General features: G+C 69.8%; 8 protein-coding genes. 3 read left to right on the forward strand and 5 right to left on the reverse strand.

Annotated features, from left to right (window positions below; genetic code table 11):
• Positions 1 to 14: 14 nt before the first annotated feature.
• Entirely contained in the window at positions 15 to 749 is a 735-nt protein-coding gene (locus R8F63_12195) for a helix-turn-helix domain-containing protein (protein ID MDW3219361.1), read from the forward strand.
• Between the two features lie 17 nt (positions 750 to 766).
• On the opposite strand, the gene R8F63_12200 is transcribed toward R8F63_12195, so the two are convergent.
• Entirely contained in the window at positions 767 to 1,279 is a 513-nt protein-coding gene (locus R8F63_12200; GenBank protein ID MDW3219362.1) for a hypothetical protein, read from the reverse strand.
• 128 nt (positions 1,280 to 1,407) lie between these two features.
• Between R8F63_12200 and R8F63_12205 the strand changes: the two genes are divergently transcribed.
• On the forward strand, positions 1,408 to 1,953 hold the full coding sequence (locus tag R8F63_12205; GenBank protein ID MDW3219363.1) for a phosphoglycerate mutase family protein: 546 nt from the start codon (positions 1,408 to 1,410) through the stop codon (positions 1,951 to 1,953).
• On the opposite strand, the gene R8F63_12210 is transcribed toward R8F63_12205, so the two are convergent.
• Positions 1,893 to 2,594 carry a Crp/Fnr family transcriptional regulator gene (locus R8F63_12210; GenBank protein ID MDW3219364.1) on the reverse strand — a complete coding sequence of 234 codons (702 nt, stop codon included), beginning with the start codon at positions 2,592 to 2,594 and terminating at the stop codon, positions 1,893 to 1,895. The genes R8F63_12205 and R8F63_12210 overlap by 61 nt on opposite strands.
• A 53-nt stretch (positions 2,595 to 2,647) precedes the next feature.
• Positions 2,648 to 3,973 (reverse strand): DUF3179 domain-containing protein, encoded by a 1,326-nt coding sequence (locus R8F63_12215; GenBank protein ID MDW3219365.1) that lies wholly within the window; start codon positions 3,971 to 3,973, stop codon positions 2,648 to 2,650.
• 169 nt (positions 3,974 to 4,142) lie between these two features.
• Between R8F63_12215 and R8F63_12220 the strand changes: the two genes are divergently transcribed.
• Positions 4,143 to 5,123, forward strand: coding sequence for a hypothetical protein (locus R8F63_12220; protein ID MDW3219366.1), 981 nt, complete (start codon positions 4,143 to 4,145; stop codon positions 5,121 to 5,123).
• Here R8F63_12220 and R8F63_12225 read toward each other — a convergent pair.
• Both R8F63_12225 and R8F63_12230 read right to left on the reverse strand, forming a co-directional pair.
• Positions 5,112 to 8,612, reverse strand: a complete 3,501-nt coding sequence (locus tag R8F63_12225) for an Ig-like domain repeat protein (protein MDW3219367.1) — start codon at positions 8,610 to 8,612, stop codon at positions 5,112 to 5,114. The two genes, R8F63_12220 and R8F63_12225, sit on opposite strands and share 12 nt — an antisense overlap.
• Positions 8,613 to 8,772: 160 nt before the next feature.
• Positions 8,773 to 10,953 carry a YceI family protein gene (locus tag R8F63_12230; protein MDW3219368.1) on the reverse strand — a complete coding sequence of 727 codons (2,181 nt, stop codon included), beginning with the start codon at positions 10,951 to 10,953 and terminating at the stop codon, positions 8,773 to 8,775.
• Between the last annotated feature and the right edge of the window lie 61 nt (positions 10,954 to 11,014).

The following is an 11,014-nucleotide window of genomic DNA, read 5'->3' on the forward strand; positions in this document are numbered from 1 at the left end:
GGTAGAATACCGGGGTGGACAGTGCTTCCCCGCAGCCGGATTCCGGCTCGCTGAGCCCGACCGAGTTCGCGTCGGCCGTCACCGCGATCACCAGCGCGTTCGGGGACCCGACCCGACGGGCCATCTACCTGTTCGCCCACGAGCGGCCCGAAGGCGTGACCGCAGGGGAGACGGCGGCCCACTTCGACCTCCACGCGAACGTCGCCCGGCATCATCTCGACAAGCTCGCCGCCGGCGGTCATGTCGGCATCGAGCTCGCGAAACCGTCCGGTGGCGTCGGACGACCGTCCAAGCGTTATCGGGCGACGAGGGACCAGGTGCAGCTCGAAGTCGCGATCCGCCACGACGACATCCTCGTCTCGCTGCTCGGCCGCGCCCTCGCCCTCCTGCCCGCCGAGATCGCCGAGGAGATGGCCGAGGAGGTCGGCATGGAGTACGGCAAGGCCCTCGCGGCTGCGCTCGACCCCTCCGAAACCCACCGCTCCTACCAGGGCGCCCTCCACGCCGTCGCCGACGCGCTCTCCGCCCACGGGTTCGCCGCCCGGGCCGAGGCCAACGACGACGAGTACCAGATCGTTGCCCAGAACTGCCCGTTCGGTGACGCCGTCGTCGAACACCCGGTCATCTGTGCCGTCGACCGCGGCATCGTCCGCGGCATGCTGGCGCTGCTGCACGGCCCCGCCGGCGCCGACACGGCGTCGTCGAAGCCCCAGGGCGACGACGTCTGCGTCACCCACGTCACCCTCTGACCGCGGCTTCCGGGGTCTCAGGCCGCCCGACGCTCCACGCGGCGCCGTTCCCAGCCGACCTTCGCCCAGTCCTGGTGGACCCGGCGGTCGCGCCCCATCCGGCGGTCGGTCTCCGCCGCGGTCTCGTCGGCGTGGGTCGCGATCCAGGCGCCGAGGTCGTCCAACTCGGCGGCGAGCTCGCCCAGCCGGTTCATGGTGACGACCGCGTAGGCGCCGGCCGAGGCCAGGTCACGGGGCTGCCACTCGTCGTTCACGACGAGGAGCACGTGAGTCGCCGGGTTCGCAGCCCGCAGGCCACCGATCGACTCCAGTCCGGTCGGTCCGACGAGATCGTGCTCGACGACGACGACGTCGGGGGCGAAGTGGCTCACGAGCCGCTCACCGTTGACGCCGGTCTGTGCCGCACCGACCACCGTGTAGCCGGCATCGACCACCAGCTGCTCCAGCAGGTCGACCTGTGTCGCGACGATCACGGCCGTGCGGGAACCCGAGTCCCCGCCGGCCGTCACCTCTCCCAACTCACCAGTCATCACGTCACCTCCAACGCACCCCCATTCCTAGTGGGCGGACCCCATCCGCCGCATGGGCCGAACGGCCCTATCGCGGGGGCCCGCCCCGATGGCGGCCCCCCGCCCGTCACCCCTACACTCGCCGCACCGTGTCCCTGTTCCTCGTGCGCCACGCCCATGCCCTCGGCCGCAGCGGCTGGAGCGACGACGACCTGGACCGGCCGTTGAGCGATCGCGGACGGGAGCAGGCCGCCCTGCTCACGACATACTTCGCCGACCATCGTGTCCGCGCGGTGTACTCGTCGCAGGCGGTTCGCTGCGTCGACACCGTCGCCGCGACGGCCGAGGCCCACGCGGTCGAGCTCGAGGTGCGCCGGGAGCTCACCGAAGGTGCCCGCCCCAACGACCTCCTCGAACTCCTGCGCGCCGAAGCGGTCGCCGGCGACGACGTCGTGCTGTGCAGCCACGGCGATCTGATCCCCGAGGTGCTCAATCGGCTCCTGCGCGAAGGCATGAGCGTCCTCGGCGCTCGGGGATGCGAGAAGGGCAGCGTGTGGGAGCTGGAGACGCGCGGGCGCGACATCACCCGCGGTGTGTACACGGCCGTACCGGGCCACGTACCACGGTCGTCGGCTCAGCCCGCAGCCAGCATGGCCGCGAGGCCGGCGCCGTCGACCAGACGGATCCGCCGGTAGCCGGTCTCGACGAACCCGTCGGCCTCGAGCCGACGGAGGGACTGGTTCACGCTCGTACGCCGCGCCCCGAGCAGACGGGCCAGGGTCGCCTGGCTGACCGTCACGCCGTCGTCCGCCACCGCCTCCCGCAGCAGCCACGAGGCGACCTGGCGGTCCAGGCTGCCGGCGAGGAGATCGCTCACCCGGTCCTGCATGCCCGCCATCCGGCCGGCGAGGGACACGAGCCACCGCCGGGCGAGCATCGGACGACGGCCGAGCAGTCCGAAGAGGGTCACGGAATCGATCGACACGACGACGGAGTCGTGCACCGCGCGGGCCTCGGTCGGCTCGCCCGTGCGCAGGAAGAGCGGCACGTCACCGAACACCGAGCCACTTCGCAGCAGTTGCACGACGGCGGTGCGGCCGCCGAGTTCACGGGTGAGTTCCACCATGCCGTCGCGGACGATGTGCACCCGTTCGGGGAGCGCGTCCCGTGCGTAGATGACGGTCCCGCCCGCGTAGCGGTCCTCGGTCACATGGCTCGCGAACTCCTCGACGTCCTCACACGAGAGGGGCGCCAGGTCACCGCGGCCGAGACATCCCGCCAGCCAGTTGACCAGCTCGGTGTCGGGCGGGGACGTGGTGGTCGGTGCGATCGCCATGCTGTCGCAACCCTCCGACCCGCCGTCGTGTTCCCCGCGCTGCGATCGCGGCCTCAGCCCCCGACGATGGACACCCCCGGCTCGAAGGCTGCGATCGCGAACCAGAACGTGTCGAGGTGCTCGATCGGTGTGAGGCGGGCGTCGGAGCCGGCGACGTCGGTGCCGAGCACGTCGAACGTCAGTCCCGTCACGCGGTCACGGAACCCACCATCGGTCCGTTCGAGCGCCACCGCCGCACCGTCGAGTTCCGCGAGGAACACGTTCGACGCGCCCTGGTCGTACCCCTCGGCGACGTCACGATCATCGAGGGGACTCGCCGTCCCGGGATCGTTGACCGCGACCAGTTGCCGTCCGTGGGCCTCGAACTCGACCACGCCGGCGGCGATGAGATCGACGAGCGGGAGGGCAACGGCCGGCTCCTCGTCGTCGCGGACCACGACGACGCGTTCCTTGGGCGGGAGTCTGTCGTCGAACTCGCCGTCGTAGAGGAAGGGACGAGTCTCGGCGTCGTCGTAGCCGGCGTAGGGATTCGTCCCGTAGTCACGGGCGCGGTGTCCGGTGGTGCGGGTCAGGACGAGCCCGTCGGGGTGGATCGCGCGGAAGTCCTCCCACGAGACCGTGCTGATCGGGTAGGTCTCCAGTTCCTCACCCACGAGCACGCCGGCGACCGCCCGTCCGTCGTAGTGGGTCCAGAGGCTCTCGGTCTGGCGGTCGTACATGACCATGGACGAGTTGTAGAGCCGGCCGGACGTGCCGAAGTCGAGGATCCGGTCGCCGAGGCGCCGGTCGTAGGCAAGCGCCGAGTTGCACAGCGGGCAGTAGCTGATCGTGACCGGCACGTCGCCGACGGTGTCGTTCACCAGCTCGTGCCACGTCATGATCTGGACGGGATAGGCGCGCGCCTCGTCACCGAGCTCGAAGGCCAGCACGGCCTCGCCCGCGGCCAACCAGTCGACGGACGCCGCCGACTGGAAGAGGGGCTCGTCGATCGCCGGAATGCCGTCGGGGGGCGGCCCACCCGAGAGCACCCGGTCGAGATCGATGAGCGCAGGCTCGAAGACGTCCTGGCGCGCGTCGTCGAGCGCCGAGGGCACGTCCTCGCGCTCGGTGGAATCGATCCGCGTGACGGCGAACTCCGCGGGGTCGGCATCGGGATCGAGCGGATCGCACCGCACGGCAGAGACGTCCGCGGCGAACGCCGCGTCGGCGGAGCACTCCCCCACCACGGCAACCGACCCGTCGTCGCCGCCGCCGGCACCCGTCTCGTCCGTGGCGGGGTCGGGATCCGGGTCGGCGGTCTCCGCTGTGGTGTCGTCCGCGCACGCGGCCGCAAGCAGGGCGAGGGCAACGGCGGCGGCGGGGAGGCGGCGGAGACGCATGGAGGCGAAACCCGTCGACGGGCCGGTCGCTTCCCTGGGTCGCCCGACAGTGGCGGGAGTGTCGCCGTCGCGACCATCCTGGTCACGGCCGCTTCCCTTCCGACGTTTCGGGACAGGCATGTCGCCCACGGAACTGTCCGCCCGGGCGGAGACGAAGGAGAATTCTCCGATGACGATCGCCCACGACCCCACCACCGAGGCGGCCGACAAGCTCGGCCCCGGCTTCAGCCCCCGGATCCTCGAACCCGGCCGCCCCGCGGTCAACGACGAACCGTTCTTCGCCGACGACCCGGCCGCGGTCGGCGACGCGTCGTCGGCCGCGGCCGTCGTCACCCCGACCTCGGCCGGTGACCGCACCTGGGACGACGTGATCGGCGAGCGGCCGGAGCTCGCGGCGTGGGCCGCCGCGCGATGGCTCGGCAACCGCCCGAACCTGCCCGCACCACCCGACGGGTTCCCGGCTGCCCGTGACGGGTTCCACCGCCTCGCCTACGGCGTGGTCGCCGAGGCGCGCCGCCTGGCGACCACCAAGTTCGGGCTGCGCTACACCCGCGGCGGCTTCGGCACCCCCTTCTTCGGCGCGGATGAGCAGGTCCGCGTCGAGGGCAACCGGCTCGTGCACCAACGCGGTGACGCGGCCGAGAGCATCGAGATCACCTCGCTGCGGGCCGCAGCCGACTTCATCGGGATCACGCCCGGCACCGAAGCGGGCGAGCACGACTCGCCGCCCCTCGGTGACCTCGACGAGGATCTCGGCGCGACCGCGGCGACCGGCGACTTCCTCGGCCAGTGGTACGGCCTGGCGTGGTCCGTGCTCGAGGAACTACGACTCACCCCGGACGCGGTCGACCCCGAGCGCGCCCAGCTCTGGCCCGGCCACTTCGACCCCGCGATCGCGATGGGCGACGCCGATGCCGGCACCCGCGCGACCTACGGCGCCTCACCGGGCGACGCCGGCCATCCCGAGCCCTACCTCTACATCGGGCCCTGGGCGGCGATCGACACGACCGACCCCTTCTGGAACGCCGACGGATTCCCCGGCGCGGAGCTGAGCTTCGCCGAGATGACGAAGGGCGGCGACCATGTGGCCGCCGCCCTCACGTTCTTCCGAGCCGGCTACGACCGGCTCACCGCGCACTCAGACGTGTAGCGAGCGGCGGCGATCAGCCAGCTTGACCATCAGGACGAGGGCGGCACCGCCGGCAACCGCGATCAACGCGCCGAGGGTGAAGAGCCAGGCGCTGCCCCCGGTGATCGCCAGCGACGGCCGGATCGTCACGCCGAGCACCTGGACCGCCTCGTCCCCCGCCTGGTCGGTTCCCCGCAACTCGATCGTCACCTCACCGGTGAGCTCCTCGGGGAGCGAGGCGAGAGACGTCACATTGCCCTCGGCGTCGGCCGGAACGGTCGCCAGCAGTACCGGCCCGTCCTCGGTGACCACCCAGATCTCGACGTCCGTGCCCGGCATGAAGTTCTCACCGGTCACGGTGACCGGTTCGCCCTGCTCTGGATCGGGATTGTCGACCTCGGCCGAGGGCGCGGGCAACACCACGACCGCGGCCTCGTCCGAGGTCGCAGTCGTGTTGTCGTCGTCTCCCGAATATCGGGCCGTGAGTACATAGGTCCCCGGTTCGAGGCTGTCGACGACGAGCGTCGCGACACCGGCGACCACGGCCGCGGTGCCCAGGCTTGTCTCGCCGTCGAAGAACTCGACGACACCCGTCGGTGCCTGGCCGGTGATCGAGGCAGTGATCGTGATCGGGTCTCCGGCGACCACCGTCGACTTCGAGACATCGATGTCGATCTCGGCGGCAGCCAGGGCGCGGACCGTGATCTCGTCCGTCGCGCCGGTGTTGGCGCCGTCACCGGAGTAGACCGCGGTCACCGAGTGCTCGCCGGGCGCCGGAGCGTCGACGACCAGCGTCGCCACGCCATCGGTGAGCGCGGCGGTACCGAGGCTGTCGTCACCGCCGAAGAACTCGACGGTGCCGGTCGGCGCGCTGCCGGCAACCGTTGCGGTGAGAGTCACTGTCTCACCGGTGACCACGGTCGCCGGGTCGGCCGCGACGACGACGGAGGCAACGGTGCGAACCGTGAGCGCCAGGTCGTCGGTCGTCGCGCCACTGTTGGTTGCGTCGCCGGAGTAGACGGCGGAGATCGTGTGGCCGCCGAGCGACAGGGCGCTCGTCGCCAGCGTCGCCACCCCGGTGCCGTCCACCGTTGCGGTGCCGAGGCTCGTCACGCCGTCGAAGAACTCGACGGTGCCGGTCGGCGACGCCCCGTCGATGGTGACCGTGAACGTCACCGTCTCACCCTCGCCGGGCGAGGCGGGCGACGCCGCGATGGTCGCCGTGGCTGCGGCGACGGCTGTCACCGACTCGATCGGGGAGGTGGACGACGCGTTGTCGTCGTCACCGGAGTAGACGGCGGTGAACTCGTGGACCCCGCCGTCGAGGGCGGGCGTGACGAGGGTCGCCTCGCCACCGGAGACCGCCGCACTTCCCAGACTGGTGACGCCGTCGAAGAACTCGACGGTGCCGGTCGGCGACGACCCGTCGATGGTCGCCGTGAGCGTCACCGAGTCTCCTTCGTCGACGCTGGCGTCCGAACTCTCGAGCGCCACCGAGGTCACGGCCTTGATCGTGACGACGACCGGATCGGACTCCGCGCTGTCGCCGTTCGCATTCGTGGCGTGCACCGTGAACGTGTAGGTGGTGCCGATGGCCAGACCGAGCACCGTGCAGTCGGTCGCGCCGGTGGTCGTGCACGACCCGTCACCGGGTGAGGACGAAACGGTGTAGCCCGTGATCGGGCTTCCTCCGTCGTTCGCCGGCGGGTCCCAGGAGACCACCACACGGCCGTCACCCGCGGCTCCCTCCACCGACACGGGCGCATCGGGAGGTCCGGTCGGCGTGACCGGATCGGACGGCAACGACGTGGTTCCCGGACCGGAATCCGTGGTCGGTGTCACCGTGAACGTGTAGGCGGTTCCGTTGGTCAACCCCGTGACATCACAACTCGTGTTGCTCACGCCGACGGTCGAGCAGGTCGCCCCTCCCGGCGCCGCGGTCACTTCGTAGCCGGTGATGCCCGTGGTGTCGCCGGGCTCGTCCCAGGACACGGCGACCTCGCCGTCGTCGGGAACCCCGACGACATTGCGCGGCGCAGGCGGGAGCTGGATGCCGAGCGACAACTCGGCTTCGCCGGTGTCGGTCCCGTCGTCGGCCACGACCGTGAACGCCTCCAGGCTCGGCGTCGAGACGGCTTCGATGGCTGCGTCGTCGGCCACGATCCGGTAGTCACCGGTCTCCTCGTCGACGTACAGCGTGCCGTAGGTGCCGACGAGCTGGTGCTCGTAGTCCGTGCCACCGATGCTGAACGAACCCGGCGTGCCCCCGTCGATCGAGTAGGTGAGCGACGCATCGTCGGGATCGGTGAAACTCACCGATCCGGTGATGTCGGCGAAGGTGTCGTCACCCGGGTTGTTCTCCCAGCTCTCGCTGATCGCGTCGCCGACCGGGGGGTCGTTCTCGGGAGTGATGTTGACGGTGATCGTGTCGCTGTCGCTTCCCTCACCCACACTCTGGGCGGTGACGGTGACGGTCCGGACGGTGTCCGGGTCGTCGCTCGCGTTCTCGTAGGTGAGCAGACGGGCGACCGACTGCACCATCGCGTCGTCGACCAGGTCCGCACTGACGACCTGGAAGTTGTCCACATAGAGGCTGGCGCCGGCGGCGCGACCGCACGTGGCGTCGTAGGTACCCGAGACGAACACGAAGCGGTAGGTGCCGGTGGCGGGCACGCTCACGTTGACCGTGGCCCAGTCGGTGGTGCCGCTCGCGTTCGTCGTGTACTCGTCGAGCACCTCGGTCTGCGCGCCGCTCGCGGTGTTGAGGAGATAGCCGAAGACGGCGTAGGCGTCACTGCCGGCGAAGGCGCGCCAATCGAACGAGAGCGACTGCCCGCTCACCGCGTCGAAGGGCGCGCTGTAGGCGGCCGGTCCGTGCACGACATCGCACCCGTTGGCGGTCGTCATGCTGCTCGTCAGGCCCAACGCATAGGTGCCCTCGGTCGGGCCGGGCGGATCGGACGACGTGGTGCTCACCGAGTAGCTCGAAGAGACGGGGGCGTCGCCGTCTCCCCCCGAGTTGCCCGGGTAGGTGGCGGTGTCGGAGGTGACGAACCCGGCGATCGACGTGACCCCGAGCTCGACCATCGTCTCCACGGCGGTCCAGGGCGCCACGTCACCGGTCTCGAACCCGGCGTTGCGGAAGTCAGAACCGAAGTTGACCCGGAGTTTCGTGCCGCCCGCGCCGTCGCTCACCGCGTCGATGGATCCGATCGGGACCGCCGAGCTGCCGTCACCGACGTAGACCGCGGTACCGACGACCGACACCACGCCGTCCGTCGTGACCGGCGTGGACACGGACTCGAGCGCGAGCGTCTCGTCCGCGGTCGCGTCGGTGATCTCGAAATCGACGAACTGGCCGTCGTAGAAGTTGCCGCCCGCAACGGTCGTACCCGTGCCGATGTTGAGCGGCGGATCCTGCTCGCCGTACGTGAACGGCCCTCCGGTCGTGACCGTGGTGACTGCAGCCGCCGGCAGGACCGTGCCCGAGATCAACAGGGTTGTGGCCACGATGGTCGCGAGGACCCCCCGCGCGCGTACACCATTCGTCATATCGCCCTCCGCGACAACATTCTCCGGCCGGGCTCCGCCCCGAGCACGTCGAGGACGCTAGCGGACGCGTCGACGCCGCGACGGATCGTGCGGAGGATGCCGCGCCGGCGAGGGCGCGTCAGCTCCCGATGGGGGTCACCGAGCCGTGGTCGCCCGGTTCGGGGAGCACGGTCACGGACGAGAAGCACATCTCGTCGACCGTTCCCTCGTTCCACGTGATGTAGCGCGGTTCGGGCAGATAGACGCGGGTCCGGTCCCACCAGCACTCGAAGCGGATGGTGTCCGCCCGGGTGATCTCCACGTCCTCGACGAGGTCGTAGTTCAGCTGCCACTCGAAGTCCCAGTCGGGGATGTCGAGCAACACCATCTCCTCCGGCGTGTCGGGATTGAGCGTCATCCGGTAGGCATCGCCGAACTCGTGCATGTGTCCGAGCACGGTGTAGATCGTGCCCGGGTTGCGGGCCCGCAGATCACACGAGCTGTAGCCGATCGAACCGTCGAGATCGTCGTAGTCGTCGACCGTTCCCCCGCACTGCAGCAACAGCGCGTTGGGGATGAACGTCGCGAAGTTGTCGTACTTCTCGCGGATTTCTTCGATGACGTTCTCACGGACGCAGAGGTTGACGTAGCCGTCGATCGTCGCCTCGCGCTCGGCGGCGATGGCCTCCTCCTCGGGCGTGCACGGCACCTCGGCCGGCGTGAGATAGCTCGAGCCGGCGATGCCGGTGATGCCGTCGATCTGCTCGGGGGTGGCCTCGTCGAGGATGATCAGGGAGTTGTCCTCGAGCGCCTCGTAGTCGTGGTGGAAGTGGATCTGGTTGATCACCATGAAGCCCGAAGGGATGAAGAGGCCGTAGCCGTCGGGGAACACCGTCGGCGCCTGACCCGGAGCCCAACCGCCCATGTTCCCCACACCGTCGGTACTCAGGTTGGACGTGCCGAAGCAGGTCCAACCGGGCCGTTCGTCCTCGGCGGACTTGCGGGCGATCTCGTCGAGGGCGGCCTCAGGGGCGAGATAGATGATCGAGTGGTGGACGATCGACTTCTGGTCGGGTCGGAACTCGTAGCCCTTGATCCACGTGCCGTCACCCTCCGGGTCGTCGACCTCGTGGACCTGACAGCGGTACTCGTCGGCCAGAAGTGGCTGACCGGCCTCGTCGACCTCGGTCGTGTAGGGACCGTCACGCGGGACGATGACCTGATCCTCCTCGATCGGGATGATCGCCTGGCCGCGGGCGACGAGCTCGGTGTCGGGGGCGACGTCCAGCCCACCGCCGTCGGCCGCCCAGGCACCGATCGTGGCGATCTCGTCGTCGCTCAGCGACCAGTCGTGCTCGAACGCGGGGCTGTCACCACCGGGCAACCAGGGCGGCATGAACCGGATCTCGGTGACCAGCGCGATGTCCTCGGCCACCTCGGCCGCATCGGCCGCGGTGTCGAAGGCAAGCGTGTCCCAGCCCGGTCCCCCGGAGATGTGGCACGACACACAGTTCTCTTCGAGGATCGGCTGCACGGTGTCGGCGAAGGCGCCCCCGGCCACGGCGAACTCCGGAATGTCGGTCTCGAGCTCGCCGTCGTCGGCTTCGGAGCCGACCGCGACCCGATCGGCGACGAGCTCGAACGTGAGGGTCACCTCGTCCTTGGTCTGGGCGAGGCGGGCGATGTTGATCGGCCCGACGCCGTAGGTCGAGCTCAGGATCTCCGCGGACACGGACGCGACCAGCTGCTCGCCGGTCACGGTGACCGTGCCGGTGAAGGTCTCCTCCGAGGTGGTCTCCTTGACCGTCAGATCGCCGGTGAGCGAGACGTCGTAGGTCTCGCCGTCCGTGAAGTCGACATCGAGCCCGTCGATCGCGTTGACCGCGAAGCGGGCGAAGGGCCAATGGGTGGACTCGAGGAAGTCGTGGCGGAGGCGCTTGTCGCGCAGGCTGGAGTCGGAGTCGAACATCTCGACGTTGACGACGACCTCGCCGACCTGACTCGACGCCGGATCCTCGGTGTTGATGATGATGTCGCCCGCAACGACATGCGTCACGCCGGTCGACACCTTGTCGCTGCCCGCGAGGCTCTCCTCGACCGTGTAGCTGACCGCGCTGCCGTTGTTCGGGGAGATGCGATAGAGCCGCTCGACGGCGTCGTCGTCGATCGTCAGGGTCTCCGCGGAGACACCCTGGGTCTCCGCCTCATCGGGTTCGAAGATCCAATCCCATTGGTCCTTCGTCACTATCGCCGCGGTCCCGATCAGCAGAACGACCAGGATGGAGAGGCGACCGAGATCAAGCTTGCGCAGTCGAGCCATCCGGTCAGTATTGCCCCTGACGTGCCCGAAGGCACATCAACCGGCCGGTTTTCTACCGGCC

This window comes from Acidimicrobiales bacterium (genome assembly GCA_033344915.1).
Classification (GTDB): domain Bacteria; phylum Actinomycetota; class Acidimicrobiia; order Acidimicrobiales; family Aldehydirespiratoraceae; genus JAJRXC01.